Source organism: Campylobacter porcelli (assembly GCF_002139855.1).
Lineage (GTDB): Bacteria > Campylobacterota > Campylobacteria > Campylobacterales > Campylobacteraceae > Campylobacter > Campylobacter porcelli.
In genome coordinates this window covers 554638-575926 of the sequence record NZ_CP018789.1, presented here as the reverse complement: position 1 = coordinate 575926, position 21289 = coordinate 554638, and the positions used below count along the sequence as shown (strand labels likewise).

The following is a 21289-nucleotide window of genomic DNA, read 5'->3' as shown; positions in this document are numbered from 1 at the left end:
ATTGGAAGCGAGTATCTCTCTCGCTTCTACAAAATTGTAAATTATTTAAGTTCTACTTTAGCGCCAGCTTCTTCAAGTTGTTTTTTAGCTGCTTCAGCTTCTTCTTTACTTGCACCCTCTTTAAGAACTGATGGAGTACCTTCTACAGCATCTTTAGCCTCTTTTAGACCAAGACCAGTTAAAGCACGAACAACTTTAATTACTTCTATTTTTTTAGCACCGCTATCAACTAAAACGATATTAAAATCAGTTTTCTCTTCAGCAGCTTCAGCAGCACCACCAGCAACAGCGCCAGCTACCATTACTGGAGCAGCACTTACACCAAATTTTTCTTCAAATTCTTTTACTAATTCGCTTAGCTCAAGAACTGATAAATTTGAGATAAATTCTAATACATCTTCTTTAGTAATTGCCATTTTAATTCTCCTAAATTTTATTTTTTAAATTAAGCAGATTGCTCTTTTTTCTCTTTAAGCGCATTTAATCCAATAGTGAAATTTTGAATTGGGGCATTCCAAACTTGTAATAGCATAGCAATAAGCTCGTCGCGAGACGGCATTTTTGACAATGCAACAACTTTAGAAGCAGGTGCAACTTCACCATCGATATAAGCTGTTTTAATCTTAAATAGATCTTTATTAACTTCTTCAAATTTAGCTACAACTTTACTAACCGCTAATTGATCATCGCCCCATACAAAAATATTTGTATCTTTAAGCTCCATACCATCTTTAGCAGAGTTATTTAAAGCTATTTTAGCTAAAGTATTTTTAATAACTTGAACTTTAACATTTTGCTCTCTAGCAGCATTTCTAAGAGCTTCAAGTTTTTTAACACTTAAACCTCTATAGTCACAAACTACTATAGCTTCACTAGCTTTAAATTCAGCCTCAAGGTTTGAAATAATTTCAGCTTTTTCGTTTCTAGTCATTTTCATTCTCCTTTCCGACCGGCGATTTCAAGCAGAGAGAGTGAAAAATCACTCAATTAAGCATACGCCTCGGCTATCTCCAATCTAAGATAAAAATATTTAATTATTTAAGATCCATAAGCTCTTGAGTTTCAAGAGATATTGATGGACTCATTGTCAAAGATAGTGCAGCAGATTTGATATATTTACCTTTTGCGGCTGCTGGTTTATGTTTATTTATCATTTTGATAAAGGCAGTAATATTCTCATTTAATTGCTCTTTTGTAAAGCTAACTTTACCAAGACCAGCGTGGATATTTCCTTGCTTATCAACACGGAAATTTACTTGACCACCTTTAGCATTTTTAACAGCTTGAGCAACATCCATAGTTACAGTGCCAGTTTTAGGGTTTGGCATTAAACCTTTAGGTCCTAAAAGACGACCTATTTTGCCAACTAATCCCATTAAATTTGGAGTAGCAATAAGCACATCAAAGTTAATAACACCTTTAGCGATCTCATCAACAAAATCCTCAGCACCCACAATATCAGCACCAGCAGCTTTAGCCTCATCAGCCTTAGCATCTTTAGCTATTACGGCCACTCTTACAGTCTTACCAGTACCAGCAGGTAAAACCACTGAACCACGAACCATCTGATCTGCATGTCTAGGATCCACATTTAATTTAAGTGCTATTTCAACTGTTTCATCAAATTTTGCTGAAGCTAGTGTTTTAACTGTAGATACAGCCTCATCTAAATTATAAATTTTATTTGAATCTACTTTTTTTAGTAATTCTGTAAATCTCTTTGTAGTTTTTTTTGACATTAATTTCTCCGCATTTTTAAAGTGCTACCACTAATTTAAAATCCTAGTGGTAAGGATTAATCTACTATGGTTATACCCATAGAACGAGCTGAACCAGCTATAATCTTAGCAGCTTGCTCTCTATCTTTAGTATTCATATCAACTATTTTTTTATCTACTATCTCAAGTATCTGAGCCTTAGTTAATTGACCTACTTTATTTTTAAGCGGATTATCCGCACCTTTTGTAATACCAGCAGCTTTTTTGATTAAATCTGTTGCTGGTGGTTGCTTTGTAATAAATGTAAAGCTTTTATCAGCATAAACAGTGATAACAACTGGGATATTATAACCAGCCATATCTTTTGTTCTTTCATTAAATGCCTTACAAAACTCCATAATATTAACGCCTTGCTGACCCAAAGCAGGACCAACTGGCGGACTTGGATTTGCTTTTGTAGCTGCAATTTGCAGTTTAATTTCGCCTACAACTTTTTTAGCCATAAACTATCTCCTTAGACTATCTTTTCAACTTGTGAATACATAATTTCTACAGGCGTACTTCTACCAAATATAGATACATTTAATCGAAGTTTGCCATGAACCATATCATACTCTTCTACAGTGGCATTAAAATTAGCAAATGGACCATCAGTAACACGAACAGTCTCGCCAGTTTCAAATGAAATTTTTGGCTTAGGAGCTGCTCTTTTATTAACCTTTTCTAAAATAAGATTTATATCTTTATCGCTTAAAGGTGTTGGTTTTTTTGCTTCACCGATAAATCTACCAACCTTAGGAAGAGACTGAATCTTGTGCCAAAGTGCAGTATCAAGATCTAAATGTGCAAAAGCATAACCTGGATATAAACTTCTCTCATTAATCTTTTGCTTTCCATTTTTAATCTCAATAACATCTTCTGTAGGAACAATAACCTCTAAAAGTTGCTCCTCAATACCATGATCTTTAACTAAATTTTCAATGGCTCTTTTGACACTCATCTCACTACCTGCATAAGTCTGAATAGCATACCATTTATGTGCCATAACAATTCCTTATACAAGTTTAGATACAGAAAAAGACATAATTAAATCAACCAAGGCTAAAAATAGAGAAACCACAGTTACAACAGCAAAAACTGTTATAAAAGCATTTCTAATTTGCTCTTTGGTAGGAAATATAACCTTGCCAATCTCTGCTCGTGATAATTTTAAATAACTTATAAACTTTTCCATACCTAACCTCTTGTGGCAGGGCAGGAGGGATTCGAACCCCCAACCATCGGATTTGGAATCCGGCGCTCTACCGTTGGAGCTACTGCCCTATATAATACAGCTAAGAAGTTAGCTTATTTTAGCTTAACTTCTTTATGAACTGTATGTTTTTTTAATCTTGGACAATATTTTTTAAGCTCTAACTTTTCAGTTTTTGTTTTGCTATTTTTGGTTGTTGTGTAATTAATGTCATTACATTCAGAACATTTTAAACCAATTTTAACTCTATTTGCACTTGCCATATTTTTTCCTTAAAATTGGTGTGAAAATTCACACCAATAAGTTAAATTACTTAATAATTTTAGATACAACACCAGAACCAACAGTTCTACCACCCTCACGGATAGCAAATCTTGTACCTTCTTCTAGTGCAACTGGAGCGATAAGCTCAACAGTAATTTTAAGGTTATCACCAGGCATAACCATCTCTGTACCTTCAGGTAGAGTTATTGAACCAGTAACATCTGTTGTTCTAACATAAAATTGCGGTCTATAGTTGTTAAAGAATGGAGTATGGCGACCACCTTCTTCTTTAGTCAAGATATACACTTCGCCTTCAAATTGCGTATGTGGAGTGATAGATTTTGGCTTACATAAAACCATACCTCTCTCAACATCCTCTTTTTTAGTACCTCTTAGTAGAACGCCAACATTATCGCCAGCTTCACCTTGATCCATCTCTTTTCTAAACATTTCAACGCCAGTTACTGTTGTTGTTTGAGTATCGCGGATACCTACAATTTCAATAGTATCACCAACTTTAACAACACCTTTTTCAATTCTACCTGTAACAACTGTACCACGACCAGAGATTGAGAATACATCTTCAATTGGCATTAGGAAGTCTTTATCTGTAGCACGAACTGGAGTTGGGATATAGCTATCAACTGCATCCATAAGAGCCATAATCTTAGCTGACCACTCACCATCATTACCAGCTTTAGCCTCTTCAAGCGCTTGAAGAGCAGAACCGCTAATAATTGGAGTATCATCACCTGGAAAATCATATTCGCTTAGAAGTTCGCGAATTTCCATTTCAACTAACTCTAAAAGTTCAGCATCATCAACCATATCAGCTTTATTCATAAAGACAACGATATATGGAACACCAACTTGGCGAGATAGTAGAATGTGCTCACGAGTTTGTGGCATTGGACCATCAGCTGCAGATACAACTAAGATAGCACCATCCATTTGAGCAGCACCTGTAATCATATTTTTTACATAGTCAGCGTGGCCTGGACAATCGACATGCGCATAGTGGCGATTAGTTGTTTCATACTCAATGTGAGAAGTAGCAATTGTAATACCTCTCTCTTTTTCTTCTGGAGCGTTATCGATATTATCATAATCTTTAAGCTCTGCAAGACCTTTTCTTGATAAAACAGCAGAAATAGCAGCTGTTAATGTAGTTTTACCATGGTCAACATGACCGATAGTACCAATATTTACGTGTGGCTTATTTCTTGAAAACTTCTCTTTAGCCATTGTATCCTCCGTTATAAAATTCAACTTTTATAGTTTGTATCTTTTGTATTTCTTATTTTAACTTTTATGGAGCTCATAGCGGGACTTGAACCCGCGACCTCTTCCTTACCAAGGAAGTGCTCTACCTCTGAGCCATATGAGCGTTTCTAAAAAATGGAAACTTCAGCTTGGCAAAACAGAGTTATACTAAAATTAATACAAACACCAAAAACTAAAAATGACTAAGAATAACTGTAGATATAGAATATAAATTCAAAAAGACAGCTCCCAGTCAAATCCAAATGGAGCGGGAAACGGGACTCGAACCCGCGACCCTCAGCTTGGAAGGCTGATGCTCTAGCCAACTGAGCTACTCCCGCGTATAGCAATGGTGGTGAGACGTGGATTCGAACCACGGAAGACATAGTCAGCAGATTTACAGTCTGCCCTCGTTGGCCGCTTGAGTATCTCACCCTAAAAATAGATAAAAAATGATTGCTATATATATCTGGTCAAACACTGTAAAGATAAATGGAGCTGGTGAACGGAATCGAACCGCCGACCTACTGCTTACAAGGCAGTTGCTCTACCGGCTGAGCTACACCAGCACCTTTAACTTTTGAGCTGGAATTATATCTAATTTTATATGGTTTGTCAAGAGTTTTTATAAAGAATTTTAATTTTTTTGCCGACATTTTATAGTCGGCAAAATTTTGGAATTAAAATTTATTTTTATTTATATTAGAAAGCATATCTTCGCTCATTTTCTCTACTTCATTTGATATATCAGCTATTTTGGTTGTTTCTATGTGATTTTGCTCTGTGCCATTTCTTATAGTGCTCATCGCTTCGTTAATTTGATTAATAGCAGCAGTTTGCTCATGAATGCTAGAACTCATATCGCTGATACTTTGAGTTAGAATATTTACATTAGCCTCAATCTCGGTTAGAGATTTACCAGTTTTTTCAGCTAGAGTTCGCACCTCATCAGCAACTACTGAAAATCCCCTGCCATGTTCGCCTGCACGGGCTGCTTCTATAGCTGCATTTAAAGCAAGTAGATTGGTCTGTTCTGCTATATCTTTTATTATAGTAATAATATTTTTAATATCGCCACTTTGTTTGATAACCTCATCAGCTCTTTCATTTATAGAATTCATTGAGCTACTTAATTCTTCTACGGCTGTGGCACTCTCTTGCAATGAGCCAACTTGGAGTTTGGAGTAATCATTTAATTTATTTACCCCATCTTTCATATTATGCGACGCTTCATATAGAGTTTGGCTCGATTTTTGCGATAGATTAAGCATAGCCACAGTCGCATCTCCTAGCCCATTTATGCCATCTACCATTTTAAGAAGGTAGTGTTTTAAATTCTCGCTTGAGGCTCTTTGAGTATAATCTCGCTCTGAGTATTTAGCTATAATTTTTACAATCTCATTTATATTCTTCTCAAGTGTTAATGCCATATTATTTAATGTCTCTTGTAGTTTTTTCATTAAAGGAGAGTTGCAATCGCTATTTAATCTAATATCAAAACTACCTTGAGATAGCTCTCTTAATGTATTTACTGTATCATTTATAAATTTTCGTTCAGAGCTAATTTGAGTGCGTAAATTTAATATATTTTGATTGATCATCTTAGCTATTACGCCAAATTCATCTTTGGAGTTTATATTTATAGTTTTACAATCTTCTTTTTCGCTGCCTAAGAAAGCAAAAAATCCTCTAAGACCATCGCTGACTATCTCGATTTGACCAATCTTTTTACGAAGTAAAATAGAGCCTAATACAATTACTGTGATATTAATGATAAATAGACCAATTACTATGTTAAAATATAGTGATGATTTATCAATTTTAGATTGGACTTCGCTATTAGTTCTTTGCTTTAGCATTACAAAAAATTCATCAATAGGCTCCATAATTTTAGCCTTTTGTATATGATACTCTTTAGAGTGAGTAAGGCTCATAGCTAGTTCTTTATTAGGCTGCCCTATAGCATACCCCCCCCCATTAGACTCATCAGCAAATTTACCCATAACGGCATTCATCGCCTTAATCTCTATATCAACTAAATTATTTGATCGTTTTTCTGACTCTTTGAGCTTATCAAGTTCAGCTTGACTAAAGCCTAAATTTTGCATTTTTTGAGTTAAAGAGATCATCTCTTTACTATCAGGACGCGGTTTAACACCACTAGATGCTACAAAATCCCAATAAATTCTCTCATACTCAACTGGGCGTGGCGCTTTGCCACTTCTAATATCTAAAATAGCATTATATTGATCAATGTAGCTACTATCGCCTGTTACGCTATATGTGCGTACAAGTCTTGTTAAATCATCTGAGCTTTGGCGAAGTTCATCAGCAAGCAAATATGATTGATACCTTTTCTCATTAGCACTAATCAACTCATCTTGCACCCCCATTACACCTAAAATAGCTACCAAATTTAGCGCAATAGCAATAATAATCGCACCAAAAATAAGATAAAACAAGGTAGTAAATTTCATGTAAATCCTTTAACTTATAAAGTTTGATTTACATTATGGTACTGATATTGAAATTAAATATTGCTTAATATTATAAAAGTATTAGTAATTTATTATGAATTTAAGCGTGGTAAAATCACGCTTAAATAGTGATATTTTATAAACTCTCTTTAATCTCTATTGTATTTATTTTATCGCCTTGTTTAATTGCATCTAAAACACTTTTGCTATCATCATCAATTAGGTCTCCAAATATTGTATGGACGCCATTTAGATGCGGTTGAGGGCTATGACAGACGAAAAATTGACTACCGCCTGTATCTCTTCCAGCGTGTGCCATACTTAGGCTACCTCTTTCGTGTTTGCGTTTTTGACCTACGCATTCGCACTTTATTCTCCAGCCAGGTCCGCCAACTCCATTGCCATATGGACAACCGCCTTGGATAACGAAATTTGGGATAACTCTATGAAAATTAAGTCCATCATAAAATCCAGATTTGGCTAATTCTACGAAGTTAGCCACAGTTTGTGGGGCTTCATCTGGATATAGCTTGGCTACCATATCGCCTTTATCAGTTTTAATAACTGCGAATTTACACTTAGCTAACTCATTGCTATCTATATTATATACTTTCAATTTTTCCATTAATTCTCCTTTACTCTATATTTGTATATACAGCTTGTACATCATCGTCATCATCAAGCTTATCTAAAAGCTTCTCAATCTCGCCAAGCTCTTCATCATTAAGCGTGATTGTGGAATTTGGAATATACTGCAAACTGCCTTTTTTTAGAGTTAAATTACACTTCTCAATCCCATCACTAAGTGTGCCAAAGCTCTTATAATCGCCATATATCATCAGGCTATTTTCGCCCTTTTCTAAAAGCTCAAGACCATAATCAATCAGCTCCAACTCCAACTCTTCAAGATCGCTATTTGGCACCCCTACTTCAAACACTGCTTTACGACTAAACATAAAACTAAGGCTACCACTTGGCAATATCTCGCCGCCATTTTTATTAAATATCGCTTTGACATTTGCTACTGTTCTAGTGGCATTATCAGTAGCTGCTTCTACGATAATTTGCACTCCGTGAGCGGCCTTGCCATCGTAAAATATAGTTTTAATATCGCTACTATCTTTTCCACTTGCTCTTTTTATAGCTGCGTCAATATTATCTTTTGGCATATTTTGAGCTTTGGCTGTAGCTATGGCTGAGCGGAGTTTTGGGTTCATATCTGGGTCGCTTCCACCCTCTTTAGCTGCTACTGTGATGGCTTTGGCTAGTTTTGGAAATAGCTTACTCATCTTATCCCATCTAGCTTCTTTACTAGCTCTTCTATACTCAAATGCTCGTCCCATTTTTGTCCTTTTGGATTTTATAAAGCGTGAATTATAGCAAAAAATCGTTAAATTTTAATTAGCTATATAGTTATATAATTTTTTGAAATTTAATTCTAGGATAAGGTTGTGAAATTTGAAGTTAAAAATATCAATTGTCAAAGTTGTGTAAATTTGATTAAAAACTCCCTTGAAGATGAATTTGGCACTATTATCATTGATTTAACAAGTGAGCCAAAAATTCTTACCATAGATATAAATAGTGATGAGATTAAGGCTAAATTTATAGATGAGCTAAATGAGCTTGGTTTTGAAGTTATTAAAGAAATTTAGGATTTGACTTGAATAAGATTGAGCTAAAAATTAGCGGAATGAGCTGTGTAAATTGTGCAAATTCCATCGCCAAATCTGCCTTAAAAATACCAGGAATTAAATCTGCAAATATCGATTTTAACACTCATTGCGGTGTATTTGAATATGACAAAGAGGATAATATCCAAGCACTTAAAGATAAGATTATTAAGCTTGGATTTAGCATACAAAGTAGTCAAAGTGATTTAGAAATAGCCCAAAAAAAGGAGCTAAAAAGCTACCAAAATAAATTTATAATCTCCATAATTATAAGCATGATTTTAATGTGGATAGAGATGAGCCAATATGATTTAGCGTGGTTAATGGCTATTTTGGCCGCTATTGGGGTGTTTTATTGTGGATTTGGATTTTATTGGCATGCTATAAAAAGCTTAAAAGAGCAAAATTATGATATGAATGTATTGATATTTTTAGGCACTTTTTGTGCTTTTTGCTACTCTATTTTTGCGACAATTTTTAATAGCTATATCCCATTGAATTTAAACTACCTCTACTTTAGCGGTGCGACTATGATTATCTCTTTTGTCTTGCTTGGTAGATACCTAGAGAGTAAGGCTAAAGCTATGGCTTCATCGCATCTAAAAGCCTTAATCGACCTAAGTCCAGCCAAAGCCTTTATCATCACAAGCGATGGCAGTGCTAAGGAGATAGTAGCAAGTAAGCTTAAAATTGGTGATATAGTTTTAGTCAAAACAGGCTCCATAATCCCATGCGATGGTGTGATAGAAAATGGTGGAGCTGAGATTGATACAAGTGCTATAAATGGCGAGAGTTTGCCTGTTTATCGCAGTATAGCTCAAGAGGTTTATAGTGGGACTTTGGTTTGTAATGGTCATATACTAATAAGAGTTACTAAAAGCCCAAATTCAACCCTACTAGCACAGATATTAGAGCTTATACAAACCGCAGCGAGCAAAAAATTAGCCATATCCAAACTAGCAGATAAAATAGCAAATATTTTCGTCCCTAGCATAGTAGCTATAGCGGTGGCTACATTTTATATATGGGCGATTATGGGTATGCCATTTCAAGGCGCTTTGAGTGCGATTTGTGTGCTAATAATCTCATGCCCTTGCGCACTTGGACTTGCTACTCCAATTGCTATAGTTTGCGCTATATCTTTAGCCTTAAAACACTCCATTTTAATCAAAAATCCAGCAGCTCTAGAGCAGTTTAGCAATCTCAAATTTGCTGTATTTGATAAAACTGGGACAATCACAACTGGCGATATTAGCGTGATAGAGACAAATTTAAATAAAGAGAGCTTATCTTTAGTAGCTAGCATTTCATCATTAAACTCTCATCCAATCTCAAAAGCAATAGCACAATACGCAAAAGAGCTTGTAGATACCAAATTTCAAGCTAAATTTGAGTATATCAGCGGGCTTGGGATTAAAGGCGATAATATTTTAATTGGTAATGAGAGATTATTAAGCTTAAATTCAGTATTCATAGATGAAAATAATAAAGCCATCATAGAGCAAAAAATAGAAGTCGGATATGGCATCGTCCTAGTAGCAATAGGTGGCGAGTTTAGCGGATATATCGCAATTAGCGATACTATAAAACCTGAGGCAAAAGAGATTATAGATACTCTAAAATCGCAAAATATCACCCCTGTTATCCTAAGTGGAGATAACCAAAAAATAAGCAACGAAGTAGCCAAAAAGCTTGGAATAGAGATGGTATATAGCGAGGTTTTACCACAGCAAAAATATGAGATTATAGAGAGGTTAAAAGAGTCTGGCAAGGTCGCTTTCATCGCTGATGGGATCAATGACGCAGCTGCTTTGAAAAGTGCTGATATATCAATAGCGATGAATTCTGGGAGTGATCTAGCTAAAAATAGTGCGGATATAATCTTAATGCAAAATAATCTAAATGGCGTGATAAAAAGCATAAATTTAGCCAAAAAAAGTAGCGATACCATAAAGCAAAATTTGATATGGGCATTTGGCTATAATGCCATTTGTATCCCTATTGCCGCTGGGGTTTTGGAGCCATCTTTTGGAATTCATCTTACACCTATGTGGGCGGCATTTGCTATGAGTCTTAGCTCTATTAGCGTAGTTTTAAACTCACTAAGATTAAAGCTTAGTAAAATTTAATTATGTTTATTCACTTTAATCTTGATGCGTTTTTATCAATACGATAGTAAAATTGATAACGCTATAATCGAAATTCAAAAAAATATGGTATAGATGCGATCAAAAGTTTGTCTGAGTTTTAAGCAAAATTTAGCTAAAATCAGCCAAAAATTTAAGGAAATTTATGAAAGTAGCTGACGCATACTCCATGATTTGTATGATTTTTGCAACTAATTTTGCAAATGCCATCACAGATGAGGCTCTTAAAAAACTAAAGCCAAATTGGGTTTTAAAAACACAAAATCCAGAAAATGCTAAAGGCAATGAGCTTTTAGCCAAAACCTTATCGCATTGCACTGCTAGTGAGATTGTAGCGGATTTAGATAGCTTTAAGGGTGCTTGTTCTTTAAAATTTTTTAAGCAAATCAGCGATGAAGATATAAATAATTTTTATAAACAGATAAATTTTAATAAGCCTTTTTCTCACCTTCGAGATACGCATATATCGAATATGTTTTCACTTCTTGGAGTGATATTTAAAAATGACACAAATGATAAAACCCACGCTTTGCTAGGGCTGTATTTGGTAGATTTTTTCCTTCCTAGCCTTATACTATTTGCTAAATTTTTAAGATATAACGCCAAAACGCCATATTATCAAGCTATGGCTGAATTGATAATAGACTTCATCAAAACAATTAAGGTAAATTTGGGGCTTAAAATTGATATTAAATAGCTGGAATTTAATCTATTTAAATATGAACCCAGTGGCATTTAGCCTATTTGGAATAAATGTGCATTGGTATGGAATTATGTATGTTTTGGCCCTATTAATCGCACTTTGGGCTGCTAAATATTTTGTCAAAAAAGATAAGATTGCTATCTCAAATTCACTTTTGGACAGCTACTTTTTTTGGGTTGAGATTGGCGTAATTTTGGGAGCTAGGATAGGATATATCATCATATATGACCCAAATACACTATACTACCTTACCCATCCGTGGCAGATATTTAATCCCTTTGCTAATGGCGAATTTGTAGGGATTAGAGGTATGAGCTATCATGGTGCGGTGATCGGATTTGTCGTTGCTACCTTGCTATTTTGCCGTGTATTTAAACAAAATATACTTTTATATTTAGACCTTGTGGCTATTAGTGTGCCTTTAGGTTATATATTTGGCAGGATTGGCAACTTTTTAAATCAAGAGTTAATAGGTCGTGTAACGGATGTAAGCTGGGGTGTGATGAGTGCTGGAGCGCTTCGCCATCCTAGTCAGATATATGAAGCTGTGCTTGAAGGGGTGGCGATATTTATTATTTTATACCTTTATAGGCGTTATAAGAGATTTAATGGCGAATTAATCGCCCTTTATGCTATGCTTTATCCGATTATGCGATTTATCTGTGAATTTTATAGAGAGCCTGATTTTGGTATTGGATTTGTAGCATTTGGGCTAAGTATGGGGCAAATTCTATCTATTATTATGTTTGGCTTTGGTCTTTGGCTATACTTTTGGCTTAAATTTACTAAAAAATAGAGGCCGATATAGTGGCAATGATAATTTAGCCACTTTAAGCTATTTAAATTCAAAAAAGGGGACAAAATTTACTAGCTTTAAACAGCCAAGCGGTGGTAGTTGGGTGGGTATAGGTATGGGAATTATCACTACTTTAGAACAAGTGGATATGGAGACTTGTCAAAAAGAGATCGTAGAGACTGTAAAACCTGAATAATAATCTCTCAAGCCTAAATTTCTAGGCTTGATTTTATAATACTATTTAAATTCAGCCTTATAATAATAGATAAATTTAAAATAACCTTACGCTAATATTAATTTAACCACCTTAATCTATATAAAAATAGCAAAATATCTCACCGCAAATAGCACTATCAACAGATCAAATTTAAAATTTATAAGCCCAATACCAAGCTATGAATACGCTCTAAAGCCTTGTTTAAGGCTAAATTTAAAGCACTTATAGGGTTGGCTTCATAATCTTGCTGGATTGTTACTATATCGCTTAATACCATCTTATCGCAATCTTTTAGCTCTAAAGCAATCTGGATAAAAGCATAATCATCTCTAATACTCATCTCAATTATATTTAAGCCAAGTTGCAATTTCGCTTGGCTACTTAGCTTTAAATGACAGTTATTATATAGATATAGCTCAAAGGCCTTCTTAAGCATATCTTTTGGGCTGGAGATATATTTTACATTTTCCATTTTAGATATATTAATACCATCTTTAATGATAATATCTCTACTATCGTAGCCATTTTGTACCTTGATATATGATAATTTTATAAATGTATCGGCTCGTCTATCGCAAATTAAATTTTTATTACTATCATCATATCCAAGCTCGTAGTAATCTAATTTTGATGCATCTTTAGCTAGGCAGCCACTTAGGATAAATGCTAAAACTAAACTTGCAAAAATTCTACTTATCATCTCTATTTTTAAAGAAAAACTCATAAGGATTATCCTCCAAATTATTTAAATTATTTTTTATCTGAATTAATAGATCATTTAGCTGCGAAATGCTATCAGTGGCTAAATTCAAAGTCGGGGCAACGATGGATTTAAAATCCATTTGTCCATCTTTGACCCTACTATCAATACTAGCCCAAGTCCCACCTACGCTATTTATAGTTTTATCTAAATTTAAAATCACATTTTGTAAATTTGCCCCATTTAAATCGCTAGTTATACCATTTATGTTTGATATAATATTATCAATTTTCTCCAAATTTTCATAACTTGCTATGACATTCATAAGCGAATTTAAACGATCAATCGAATTTATCAATTTATCTATATTCTCTTGCTTTAAAGATATATCAATCTTATTTGCAATCCTATCTAAGCTATCTGTCAAATTTGCCGTTTTAGAGCCAATTTTATCTAATAAGCCCTCACCCATCATAAGCTCGGCTCGCTCTTTTTTATCAAATACCCTAGCCTCATCGCTACCTTTTGTGATATTAATATGAGCAATCCCGCTAATACCAGATCTCTCTACAATGGCTTTGCTATCGATTTTTATAGGTAAATTATCATCTACGCTAAGCCAAATTTCAATAGTAGCTAGACTTGGATTGCTAAAATAAATATCCTTCACATATCCTACTGGAACCCCTATAAAGCGAACTTCGCTATCTTTTTTAATCCCATTTGGAAGCTCTTTTGTAACGATATAATAATCTCTCATATCCTTACCATTATGCCCTTGCATAAAGAGTAAAAACACCCCCATAAAGCCAACAACTAAGCAAAAAAATAGCCCGACTATAAAGTATGAATTTCTATTTTCCATATCCTACCTCATCATAAATAGATCTTTTAATGGATTGTCTTTAAATTCCAAAGCTTGTTTTAAATCCCCCTCAAATACAATCTTCTTATTATCCACTATCAAAAATCTATCCAAAATATTAAATATACTATCTACATCGTGAGTTACCATAACTATGGTAACGCCCAAGCTATCTCTAATTTCACAAATCAATCTATCCATCGCCCTAGCACTTATAGGGTCAAGTCCGGAGTTTGGCTCATCTAAAAATAGCACCCTTGGACTAAGTGCTAAAGCCCTAGCTAACGCCACTCTCTTTTTCATTCCACCACTTAACTCACTAGGATACAAACTCATCGCATTTGGTTTTAATCCAACTTTTATAAGCCACATTTTAGCCACTTCATCTATATCATTTTGGCTAAATTCACTATACTCCCTAAGCATAATTCCAATATTATCCAAAACACTCATATTACTAAAAAGCGCCCCAAACTGAAACATAACCCCCATTTGTAACTTAATGCTCTCTTGCTCTTTTAAAGATGCTCTCCAAATATCCACCCCGCCAATCTTCACACTTCCGCTACTTGGCTTTTTTAAAAATATCATGGTTTTTAAAAGCGTGGTTTTACCACTTCCAGACCCACCCAAAAGACCATAAATCTCACCACTTTTTATATGAAAATTTGCCCCATCATTAATGATTCTATCATTATAAGTAGTTACTATATCTTTACCAACTATCATACGCCAAGCTCTGTATAAATCACTGAAAATAACGCATCTAATGCAATAATCCAAAATATCGCATTTACCACGCTTTTAGTAGTTAGCTGACCTACACTATTTGTGCTTCCACTAACCTCAAATCCCCTCATACAACCAATCAGTCCAATTACAGCACCAAAAAACGGCGTCTTAATCATCCCTACAAAAAAATGCCTTAGCTCCACACTCTCTTTAAATCTTTGTAAATACTCATAAAAGCTAAAATCTAAATATATTTTACACACTATCATCTGGGCTAAAATGCTAATTGCATTGGCTAAAAAGACCACCAAAGGCACAGCGATGATAAGTGCCATAATCCTAGGCATAACAACAAATTTAAATGGATCAAAGCCCATAGTTTTCATAGCTTCTATCTCTTCAGTTATCTTCATCACGCCAATTTGCGCTGTATAGCTAGAAGCAGACCTACCAGCTATCACAATCGCAGCTATCAAAGGCCCAACCTCACGCAAGGTCATTATCCCCATAATATCCACCACATAGATACTAGCACCAAATTGACTAAGCATACTAGCACCTTGATAGGCTAAAACCACACCAATTAAAAAACTAGTAAGCCCCACTATCCCCACAGACCCAAAACCAGCAGTTTTAATATGATTAGAAAGCTCTTGAAATCTAATCTTAAATGGCTCTTTAAATCCAGCGATCAACACAAACAAAAACTGCCCTAAAAATATACAAAAATTTATAATATTAAGCCGTATATCGATGATTGATTTGCCAACTTGCTCAATTAAATTTATATCCCTTGACTTGTCAATTGCTAAATTTAAAATCCCCTTATCACGCACTAAAGCAAAAATTTTATCAAATTTATCATTAGAATTAATAAGCTCAAATTCGCCCAAATTTTTACTAAAAAATATAGCCATAGCATAATCTATATGCTCTAAATTAGCAAGATCAATCTTAGATGGATTTAAGCCTTTTAATCTCCTTAAATCATCTTTGCTAATCCTATAATCCCATCTTCCAAATAGACGCAGTATATCGCCATCAAACTCAAATTTACTCATCTTTTTAAATAAACCCCAAAAGAAGCTATAAAAAGCGTCAAAATCGCTGGCCCTAAAATAATCCCCCAAAATCCAAAACTAGATAGCCCAGCCATCATAGCAAAAAATATTAAAAGCTCATTAATATTAGCCTTATCCCCAATAAGCCTAAAGCTAATAAATTTAATAATCAAAGGCTTTATAAAATTATCGGCCAAAATAGATATTACAACTATAGTATAAATTGCGATTATAAGGGCATTAGCCAATCCAGATACACCAAATTCATATATACAAAGTGGCACAAAAACCAAAGCCCCACCCACGAATGGTATCAGCGAAGCAAAAGCAAATAAAACTCCAAATAGCACCCCATCATATCCATAAAAGCTAGCTATCAAAGCAAATAAAACCCCTTGTAATAGCATATTAGCAATTGTGGAGTAAAATACCACGCTCATAGTATTTGCCACTTCGCTAAATATCTCTTTTATCTCCTTAGTTGCAATCGGCGCTACACTTGCCACATAGCTACTAAGATAAGCCCCATAATAGTGAGTAAAAAATATAAATATCATAATAAATCCCATATCTACAATGAAATTTACGCCATTATTAAGGGTTAAGCTAAGATACTCTATGGATTTTTTCGCTACCCCTTCTAAATCCAAATTAGCTAAGAAATCTACAATTTTTGGCTCTAAAAATCCAAATTTATCCAAAATTATAATATTATAGTTTTTAATCTGATTGATGGTTTCATTTATGGTATTTATATCTAAATTTGAGATATATTTTATTAATGAAAATATAAGATAAAAAAATGGCAAACAAAATATAGCAAAAAGGATAATCATAGTAATGATAGTGGCTAAAATTTGGCTATTTTTGCTTATTTTTAGGCTAAATTTTTGAATGCTTAGAGTTGATATAGCTAGCAAAATCCCAATTGACATAGTCATCAAATAATCTTTAAAAAGATACAATAAAGCCGCCAATAAAACAAGCAAAAATCCAGAGTAAAATACCTTGCTAGTGCGTAATTTTTCACTCATCAAAAAGCCCTTTATCAGACTCATTAATCATATGCTTTGGCGGCTGTTTGCCAAAAATTTTATAAGTTTGATCGCTTAGTATTCTACCCTTTGCGGTCCTTTGTATATATCCATTGCTTAATAGATATGGCTCAATTACATCTTCTATAGTGCCCTCATCTTCGCTCAAAGCCGCAGCTATAGTAGAAAGCCCCAAAGCACGAGTAGAGTATGCTAAGATATTAAGATATTTTAGATCCATCTCATCAAATCCCAGCTCATTTACCCCTAGGCTATCAAGCGCCATCTTAGCCCTTTTAGAGCTGATGTTACTCTCATCAGCCACTTCAGCAAAATCCCTAATTCTTCTAAGCAATCTAAGTGCTATTCTAGGCGTTCCACGACTACGCCTTGCTATTTCTAAACTAGCATCTTTACTAGTAGCCTTGCCTAATTTATTTGCTGCTAAGGATATAATCTCCCCTAGCTCATCAGCACTATAAAACTGCAATCTAAACTGCATTCCAAAGCGATCACGAAGTGGTGCTGAGATCATGCCAGCTCTAGTCGTAGCGCCTATTAGAGTAAATTTAGGAATATCAATCTTAATAGTTTGAGCTGCTGGGCCGCTACCTATGATAATATCAAGCCGAAAATCCTCCATAGCTGAGTAAAGCACCTCTTCAATAGCTGGACTAAGGCGGTGGATTTCATCTATAAATAGCACATCGCCCTCTTCTAAATTTGTCAAAATCGCAGCCAAATCGCCACTTTTTTCTATCATTGGGGCTGAAGTTATCTTGATATTTGCCTCCATCTTAGAAGCAATGATATGAGCCAAAGTGGTCTTCCCAAGTCCTGGAGGCCCATAAAATAAGGCGTGATCTAGACACTCGCCACGCTTTTTAGCCGCAGCTATAAAAACCTCTAAATTTGCCTTAATCTTATCTTGACCTATATATTCAGCAAAACTTGAAGGCCTTAAACTAACCTCATACTCAGCATCAAAGCTAACTCTCTCAATCTCTACAATCCTATCCAAATCCCAGTCCTATAACTCAAATTTATCAAATTTCGCACCCATTTTCTCATAATAATACGCCCCACCCCTAATCTCTTTAACATTGCTAAAACCATGCTTTTTAAGCAGTTTTAACGCATCTTTAGAGCGAGTTGCAGTAGCGCACATTAGATAAAATTCATCATCTTTTTTAAATATACTCTCAATAGAGCTTACAAATAGCGGATTAACCTTACCGCTTAAATTCGCATAAGTAATCAAATGCGACCCATTTAATATCCCAAACTCAAGCCACTCGCTAGGCAAGCGAATATCTACTATTTTACTATTTTGTATATTCATATTCTTGACTTGGAAATTTAATATTTTTTACTTCATCAGCGTATTTTTTCATCGCTTCACGAATCAAATTCGCCCCATCTAAATATCTCTTGACAAATTTAGGCTTAAACTCATCATAAAACCCAAACGCATCACTCCATACAAGCACCTGCCCATCAGTATCGCTTCCAGCTCCAATACCGATAGTAGGCACACTAAGAGCTTGTGTAACTCTTTTTGCTAGATGGCTTGGCACCCCTTCTATCAGCACCATTTTTGCCCCGGCTGCTTCTAAGGCCAAGGCATCTTCGATAATAGCATTTGCTTCATTCTCATCTTTTCCAGCGACCCTATATCCACCCTCTTTTCTTGAAAGTTGCGGCTTTAAACCTATGTGAGCGATAACGGCAATTCCATTTTGATTTAATAATTTTATCGTCTGAGCCATCTCTTTTGAGCCTTCGATTTTCACAGCATCACAAAGAGTATTTTTATAAATTTTCACAGCATTTTTTAATGTAATTTTTGGCGTTATAGTTGAGCCAAAAGGCATATCCACGACCAAAAATGCTCTCTTAGCACCTATTTGAACGGCTTTTGCGTGATATATCATCTCATCTACGCTAAGCCCTATAGTCTCATTTTTGCCACCAAAGCTCATATTTAAACTATCGCCTACTAAGATCATATCCGCATAATCATCAAAAAGCCTAGCAAACAAAGCATCATAGGCAGTAATCATAACGATTTTTTCCCTATTTTTCTTAGCGACTAAATCGCCGATTGTTACTTTTTTCACACATTTCCTTTAATTTTTTGAAATATTTTACTAAATTTAACTTAAATTTTGTTACAATTTGACAAAAATCTAAAGAGCAAGCGATGGGTTTATTAAAAGAATTAGAAGCAAATTATGAATTAGACATTATAGAAGATTATCTTACTCATTTTGGATTTATAAATGGCACTCTTGATAAACTCATTGTAAATTTAAGCCGTAGCGATAAATTTGATGATAGTAGCAATGAGCTTTATAGAATTTTTCACAATCTTAAAACCGCAAGTCAATATCTAGAACTAGATCAAATAGTCAAATTAACAACAATCGTAGAAGATATTACAAGTAGATTAAAATCCAGCCACACTACAGGTGCGACTGCTTCAAATGAGCTAATAGATTGGCTTCTTTTAGTAGTGGATCAATTACAAGGCTACTTAGATGATATAGAAAATGATGAGATATATTTAAGGATATTAAATCCTAAAATCATCGCCATTCCAAATGAAATTTTTAATTAATCTTTAAGCTAAATTTGAGTACTATTCCAGCCTTTTATGGGGGTGACTTGGCTTCGACAGGAGTAGTGAGGTCACGGTGGCATGCAGCTTTTGGCATAGCTTAAAAAGCCTAAATTAAAATTAAACGCAAACAACGTTAAATTCGCTCCTGCTTACGCTAAAGCTGCGTAAGTTCAGTTGAGCCTTGCTATTTGGCGATACTATCTAGCTAAACAAGCGAGTAATCCTTAGATAGTGTAGTTTTGGTATTTGACGAGTATCAAGGCGAATTTTAGTCTTAGCTTGGCTAGTTGTTTTGGGAAGTGAGCAAGGCTGAGTGAAAATTTCACTTCTGCTAAGCATGTAGAGGCTGTGGGTTTGTTATTTTTGGACTGCGGTTCGATCCCGCACACCTCCACCATTTTTATTTTTTTATCCTTTTTTATTTATTTTTGTTTATTTTTATAAAACCCCTATTTATCGGGATTTAACACATTTTTTTATACTATTTTTAATTAGTTTTATTTTATTTTGTTTAACTATTTTTAATAAACTTTACTTACAACTTTACTTACAATTGCTCAAAATCTACAAAATTGTAAGTAAATTTATTTTGGAGCAAAAAATGCATAAAAAGCCAATGACAGATAAAGAGCTAAAATCACTAAAGCCAACAGATAAGATATATCGCAAAAGCTGTAGCTACTGTGGATTGATGGTTAGGGTTATGCCAAGTGGAAATAAATATTTTGAATTTGAAAATAAAGCTAATAAAATACGCCTAGCTATAGGCGAGTATGGGGATATTAGCCTAAATAGGGCAAAAGAGATAGCATTTGATATGCTAAGTCGCTTAAAATCTGGCGAGAGCTTAAAAAATAGTGGCGTTACATTTGGGGCTTTGGCTGATAGATTACTAGAGATTAAGAGTGCCACGCTAGCACCAAGTAGTATAAAGCGTGATAGAATTTTGCTACAAAAGCCTAAAAAACTCCTAAATATGGATATAAGCAAGATAACAACGCTTGATATAATAGAGGCTATAAAAGAGTTTGAAAATGGCTCTGATACGCCAAAAAGGCTCTTTAACCTAATCTCTCAAGTCTATAAATCAGCCAATCACATCACAAGAAATATCACAACTGATATAAACTATAAATATACATTCAAATCAGTTAGTAAGCAAAACTACCCTACTCTTACAAAAACTAGCGATATAAAGGCTTTGATGATGGCTATAGATGAATATAATGGATATATAGCGACTAAATACGCTCTAAAATTAGCAATTTATAGCGCAGTGCGGCCATTTAACGCTAGGTCTGCTCACTGGGATGAGATAGATTTAAAGAATAAAATTTGGACAATACCAGCTAGTAAAATGAAAATGAAGCGTGAATTTGAGTTGCCATTAAGCACAAGTTTGGTAAGAATTTTAAATGAATATAAAGAGCTTCAAGGCGCGCGCGGATATCTATTTAAGAGTTTAAAAAGCGATATAAGGCCGCTAAGTGAAAATGCGTTAAATACCGCTTTAAGGCGTATGGGATATACCAGAGATGAGCTTGTCTCTCACGGGTTTAGAGCTATGTTTAGCACATTGGCTCATGAGAATTTAGAGGCACATAAACAAAGTAGCGAGATAATAGAGCGTTGCCTAGCTCATCAAGATAAAAATAGCGTAAGAGCAGTATATAACCGCTCAAAGCAGATAGAGTATATGCGTAAAGTTATGGAGTGGTGGGGAGAGTATTTAGATAGGCTTTTATTAGATAAAAATAACTAATA

Annotated in this window: 25 protein-coding genes, 5 tRNA genes, 1 other RNA gene and 1 pseudogene; 8 read left to right on the top strand and 24 right to left on the bottom strand. The window is 34.7% G+C overall.

The genetic code is table 11. The annotated features are described in order from the left end of the window. Positions 1 to 41 precede the first annotated feature (41 nt). The 16 genes and pseudogenes from rplL to CSUIS_RS02900 all read right to left on the bottom strand — a co-directional run bounded on the left by rplL (position 42) and on the right by CSUIS_RS02900 (position 8317). Positions 42 to 416, bottom strand: a complete 375-nt coding sequence (gene rplL / locus CSUIS_RS02975; protein ID WP_086224027.1) for a 50S ribosomal protein L7/L12 — start codon at positions 414 to 416, stop codon at positions 42 to 44. A gap of 29 nt (positions 417 to 445) precedes the next feature. Beyond that, positions 446 to 931, bottom strand: coding sequence for a 50S ribosomal protein L10 (gene rplJ / locus CSUIS_RS02970; protein ID WP_086237861.1), 486 nt, complete (start codon positions 929 to 931; stop codon positions 446 to 448). Between the two features lie 103 nt (positions 932 to 1034). Continuing rightward, positions 1035 to 1739, bottom strand: a complete 705-nt coding sequence (rplA, locus tag CSUIS_RS02965) for a 50S ribosomal protein L1 (protein ID WP_086237860.1) — start codon at positions 1737 to 1739, stop codon at positions 1035 to 1037. A 56-nt stretch (positions 1740 to 1795) separates the two neighbouring features. Next, entirely contained in the window at positions 1796 to 2221 is a 426-nt protein-coding gene (gene rplK / locus CSUIS_RS02960; protein WP_086237859.1) for a 50S ribosomal protein L11, read from the bottom strand. Positions 2222 to 2232: 11 nt separating this feature from the next. Beyond that, complete coding sequence (nusG, locus tag CSUIS_RS02955) at positions 2233 to 2763, bottom strand: transcription termination/antitermination protein NusG (RefSeq protein ID WP_086237858.1); 531 nt, start codon at positions 2761 to 2763, stop codon at positions 2233 to 2235. A gap of 9 nt (positions 2764 to 2772) precedes the next feature. After that, positions 2773 to 2952: a preprotein translocase subunit SecE gene (gene secE, locus CSUIS_RS02950; protein ID WP_086237857.1), complete on the bottom strand. Its 180-nt coding sequence runs from the start codon at positions 2950 to 2952 to the stop codon at positions 2773 to 2775. A 13-nt stretch (positions 2953 to 2965) separates the two neighbouring features. Further along, positions 2966 to 3041, bottom strand: a tRNA-Trp gene (locus tag CSUIS_RS02945). A gap of 24 nt (positions 3042 to 3065) precedes the next feature. Continuing rightward, positions 3066 to 3233 (bottom strand): 50S ribosomal protein L33, encoded by a 168-nt coding sequence (gene rpmG / locus CSUIS_RS02940; protein ID WP_086226555.1) that lies wholly within the window; start codon positions 3231 to 3233, stop codon positions 3066 to 3068. Positions 3234 to 3279: 46 nt separating this feature from the next. Then, positions 3280 to 4479, bottom strand: coding sequence for an elongation factor Tu (tuf, locus tag CSUIS_RS02935; RefSeq protein ID WP_086237856.1), 1200 nt, complete (start codon positions 4477 to 4479; stop codon positions 3280 to 3282). A 67-nt stretch (positions 4480 to 4546) separates the two neighbouring features. Beyond that, a tRNA-Thr gene (locus tag CSUIS_RS02930) sits at positions 4547 to 4621 on the bottom strand. Between the two features lie 140 nt (positions 4622 to 4761). Continuing rightward, a tRNA-Gly gene (locus tag CSUIS_RS02925) sits at positions 4762 to 4838 on the bottom strand. 9 nt (positions 4839 to 4847) lie between these two features. Continuing rightward, a tRNA-Tyr gene (locus CSUIS_RS02920) sits at positions 4848 to 4932 on the bottom strand. Positions 4933 to 4990: 58 nt separating this feature from the next. Further along, a tRNA-Thr gene (locus CSUIS_RS02915) sits at positions 4991 to 5066 on the bottom strand. A 111-nt stretch (positions 5067 to 5177) separates the two neighbouring features. Continuing rightward, positions 5178 to 5639, bottom strand: a pseudogene (locus CSUIS_RS08710) (methyl-accepting chemotaxis protein); the annotation flags it as partial. 1471 nt (positions 5640 to 7110) lie between these two features. Then, positions 7111 to 7599: a peptidylprolyl isomerase gene (locus CSUIS_RS02905; RefSeq protein WP_086293690.1), complete on the bottom strand. Its 489-nt coding sequence runs from the start codon at positions 7597 to 7599 to the stop codon at positions 7111 to 7113. Between the two features lie 10 nt (positions 7600 to 7609). After that, on the bottom strand, positions 7610 to 8317 hold the full coding sequence (locus tag CSUIS_RS02900) for a YebC/PmpR family DNA-binding transcriptional regulator (protein WP_086237852.1): 708 nt from the start codon (positions 8315 to 8317) through the stop codon (positions 7610 to 7612). Positions 8318 to 8425: 108 nt separating this feature from the next. Between CSUIS_RS02900 and CSUIS_RS02895 the strand changes: the two genes are divergently transcribed. The 5 genes from CSUIS_RS02895 to CSUIS_RS02875 all read left to right on the top strand — a co-directional run bounded on the left by CSUIS_RS02895 (position 8426) and on the right by CSUIS_RS02875 (position 12489). Next, positions 8426 to 8629, top strand: coding sequence for a heavy metal transport/detoxification protein (locus tag CSUIS_RS02895; RefSeq protein WP_086226559.1), 204 nt, complete (start codon positions 8426 to 8428; stop codon positions 8627 to 8629). Positions 8630 to 8637: 8 nt separating this feature from the next. Then, positions 8638 to 10776, top strand: a complete 2139-nt coding sequence (locus CSUIS_RS02890) for a heavy metal translocating P-type ATPase (RefSeq protein WP_236860791.1) — start codon at positions 8638 to 8640, stop codon at positions 10774 to 10776. A gap of 163 nt (positions 10777 to 10939) precedes the next feature. Then, positions 10940 to 11491 (top strand): hypothetical protein, encoded by a 552-nt coding sequence (locus CSUIS_RS02885; protein ID WP_086237850.1) that lies wholly within the window; start codon positions 10940 to 10942, stop codon positions 11489 to 11491. A 22-nt stretch (positions 11492 to 11513) separates the two neighbouring features. Continuing rightward, positions 11514 to 12293 (top strand): prolipoprotein diacylglyceryl transferase, encoded by a 780-nt coding sequence (gene lgt, locus CSUIS_RS02880; RefSeq protein ID WP_086237865.1) that lies wholly within the window; start codon positions 11514 to 11516, stop codon positions 12291 to 12293. Continuing rightward, positions 12244 to 12489: a hypothetical protein gene (locus tag CSUIS_RS02875; protein ID WP_152023641.1), complete on the top strand. Its 246-nt coding sequence runs from the start codon at positions 12244 to 12246 to the stop codon at positions 12487 to 12489. Before lgt ends, CSUIS_RS02875 begins: the two co-directional genes overlap by 50 nt. Before the next feature lie 178 nt (positions 12490 to 12667). On the opposite strand, the gene CSUIS_RS02870 is transcribed toward CSUIS_RS02875, so the two are convergent. The 8 genes from CSUIS_RS02870 to panB are packed head-to-tail and all read right to left on the bottom strand — an operon-like array spanning position 12668 to position 19022. Continuing rightward, a complete protein-coding gene (locus tag CSUIS_RS02870; protein ID WP_086297042.1) occupies positions 12668 to 13234 on the bottom strand; it encodes a hypothetical protein in 567 nt (188 codons plus the stop codon). Further along, positions 13200 to 14075, bottom strand: a complete 876-nt coding sequence (locus tag CSUIS_RS02865) for an MlaD family protein (RefSeq protein ID WP_086237847.1) — start codon at positions 14073 to 14075, stop codon at positions 13200 to 13202. The genes CSUIS_RS02870 and CSUIS_RS02865 overlap by 35 nt, the downstream gene beginning before the upstream one ends. A gap of 3 nt (positions 14076 to 14078) precedes the next feature. Next, a complete protein-coding gene (locus CSUIS_RS02860; protein ID WP_086297041.1) occupies positions 14079 to 14804 on the bottom strand; it encodes an ABC transporter ATP-binding protein in 726 nt (241 codons plus the stop codon). After that, entirely contained in the window at positions 14801 to 15868 is a 1068-nt protein-coding gene (locus tag CSUIS_RS02855) for an MlaE family ABC transporter permease (protein ID WP_086297040.1), read from the bottom strand. The genes CSUIS_RS02860 and CSUIS_RS02855 overlap by 4 nt, the downstream gene beginning before the upstream one ends. Beyond that, positions 15865 to 16902, bottom strand: a complete 1038-nt coding sequence (locus tag CSUIS_RS02850) for an AI-2E family transporter (RefSeq protein WP_086237844.1) — start codon at positions 16900 to 16902, stop codon at positions 15865 to 15867. The genes CSUIS_RS02855 and CSUIS_RS02850 overlap by 4 nt, the downstream gene beginning before the upstream one ends. After that, positions 16895 to 17923 carry a Holliday junction branch migration DNA helicase RuvB gene (gene ruvB, locus CSUIS_RS02845; protein WP_086297039.1) on the bottom strand — a complete coding sequence of 343 codons (1029 nt, stop codon included), beginning with the start codon at positions 17921 to 17923 and terminating at the stop codon, positions 16895 to 16897. Before ruvB ends, CSUIS_RS02850 begins: the two co-directional genes overlap by 8 nt. 9 nt (positions 17924 to 17932) lie before the next feature. Next, positions 17933 to 18244 carry a rhodanese-like domain-containing protein gene (locus CSUIS_RS02840; protein ID WP_086242584.1) on the bottom strand — a complete coding sequence of 104 codons (312 nt, stop codon included), beginning with the start codon at positions 18242 to 18244 and terminating at the stop codon, positions 17933 to 17935. Next, positions 18228 to 19022, bottom strand: coding sequence for a 3-methyl-2-oxobutanoate hydroxymethyltransferase (gene panB / locus CSUIS_RS02835; protein ID WP_086297037.1), 795 nt, complete (start codon positions 19020 to 19022; stop codon positions 18228 to 18230). Before panB ends, CSUIS_RS02840 begins: the two co-directional genes overlap by 17 nt. A gap of 83 nt (positions 19023 to 19105) precedes the next feature. On the opposite strand from panB, the gene CSUIS_RS02830 reads away from it, so the two are divergent. The 3 genes from CSUIS_RS02830 to CSUIS_RS02820 all read left to right on the top strand — a co-directional run bounded on the left by CSUIS_RS02830 (position 19106) and on the right by CSUIS_RS02820 (position 21287). Further along, positions 19106 to 19522, top strand: a complete 417-nt coding sequence (locus tag CSUIS_RS02830; protein ID WP_086297036.1) for a phosphorelay protein — start codon at positions 19106 to 19108, stop codon at positions 19520 to 19522. Between the two features lie 38 nt (positions 19523 to 19560). Next, positions 19561 to 19922, top strand: a transfer-messenger RNA (tmRNA) gene (ssrA, locus tag CSUIS_RS02825). Positions 19923 to 20126: 204 nt separating this feature from the next. Then, entirely contained in the window at positions 20127 to 21287 is a 1161-nt protein-coding gene (locus CSUIS_RS02820; protein ID WP_152023640.1) for a tyrosine-type recombinase/integrase, read from the top strand. Positions 21288 to 21289 lie beyond the last annotated feature (2 nt).

Excerpts from the sequence above, each read along its gene's own strand:
- rpmG (WP_086226555.1), bottom strand. The coding sequence starts at position 3,233 with ATGGCAAGTGCAAATAGAGTTAAAATTGGTTTAAAATGTTCTGAATGT.
- rplK (WP_086237859.1), bottom strand. The coding sequence starts at position 2,221 with ATGGCTAAAAAAGTTGTAGGCGAAATTAAACTGCAAATTGCAGCTACA.
- CSUIS_RS02905 (WP_086293690.1), bottom strand. The coding sequence starts at position 7,599 with ATGGAAAAATTGAAAGTATATAATATAGATAGCAATGAGTTAGCTAAG.
- CSUIS_RS02865 (WP_086237847.1), bottom strand. The coding sequence starts at position 14,075 with ATGGAAAATAGAAATTCATACTTTATAGTCGGGCTATTTTTTTGCTTA.
- nusG (WP_086237858.1), bottom strand. The coding sequence starts at position 2,763 with ATGGCACATAAATGGTATGCTATTCAGACTTATGCAGGTAGTGAGATG.
- rplA (WP_086237860.1), bottom strand. The coding sequence starts at position 1,739 with ATGTCAAAAAAAACTACAAAGAGATTTACAGAATTACTAAAAAAAGTA.
- rplJ (WP_086237861.1), bottom strand. The coding sequence starts at position 931 with ATGACTAGAAACGAAAAAGCTGAAATTATTTCAAACCTTGAGGCTGAA.
- CSUIS_RS02885 (WP_086237850.1), top strand. The coding sequence starts at position 10,940 with ATGAAAGTAGCTGACGCATACTCCATGATTTGTATGATTTTTGCAACT.
- lgt (WP_086237865.1), top strand. The coding sequence starts at position 11,514 with ATGAACCCAGTGGCATTTAGCCTATTTGGAATAAATGTGCATTGGTAT.
- CSUIS_RS02850 (WP_086237844.1), bottom strand. The coding sequence starts at position 16,902 with ATGAGTGAAAAATTACGCACTAGCAAGGTATTTTACTCTGGATTTTTG.
- CSUIS_RS02840 (WP_086242584.1), bottom strand. The coding sequence starts at position 18,244 with ATGAATATACAAAATAGTAAAATAGTAGATATTCGCTTGCCTAGCGAG.
- CSUIS_RS02820 (WP_152023640.1), top strand. The coding sequence starts at position 20,127 with ATGCATAAAAAGCCAATGACAGATAAAGAGCTAAAATCACTAAAGCCA.
- CSUIS_RS02830 (WP_086297036.1), top strand. The coding sequence starts at position 19,106 with ATGGGTTTATTAAAAGAATTAGAAGCAAATTATGAATTAGACATTATA.
- rplL (WP_086224027.1), bottom strand. The coding sequence starts at position 416 with ATGGCAATTACTAAAGAAGATGTATTAGAATTTATCTCAAATTTATCA.
- CSUIS_RS02860 (WP_086297041.1), bottom strand. The coding sequence starts at position 14,804 with ATGATAGTTGGTAAAGATATAGTAACTACTTATAATGATAGAATCATT.
- CSUIS_RS02855 (WP_086297040.1), bottom strand. The coding sequence starts at position 15,868 with ATGAGTAAATTTGAGTTTGATGGCGATATACTGCGTCTATTTGGAAGA.
- secE (WP_086237857.1), bottom strand. The coding sequence starts at position 2,952 with ATGGAAAAGTTTATAAGTTATTTAAAATTATCACGAGCAGAGATTGGC.
- CSUIS_RS02900 (WP_086237852.1), bottom strand. The coding sequence starts at position 8,317 with ATGGGACGAGCATTTGAGTATAGAAGAGCTAGTAAAGAAGCTAGATGG.
- tuf (WP_086237856.1), bottom strand. The coding sequence starts at position 4,479 with ATGGCTAAAGAGAAGTTTTCAAGAAATAAGCCACACGTAAATATTGGT.
- CSUIS_RS02870 (WP_086297042.1), bottom strand. The coding sequence starts at position 13,234 with ATGAGTTTTTCTTTAAAAATAGAGATGATAAGTAGAATTTTTGCAAGT.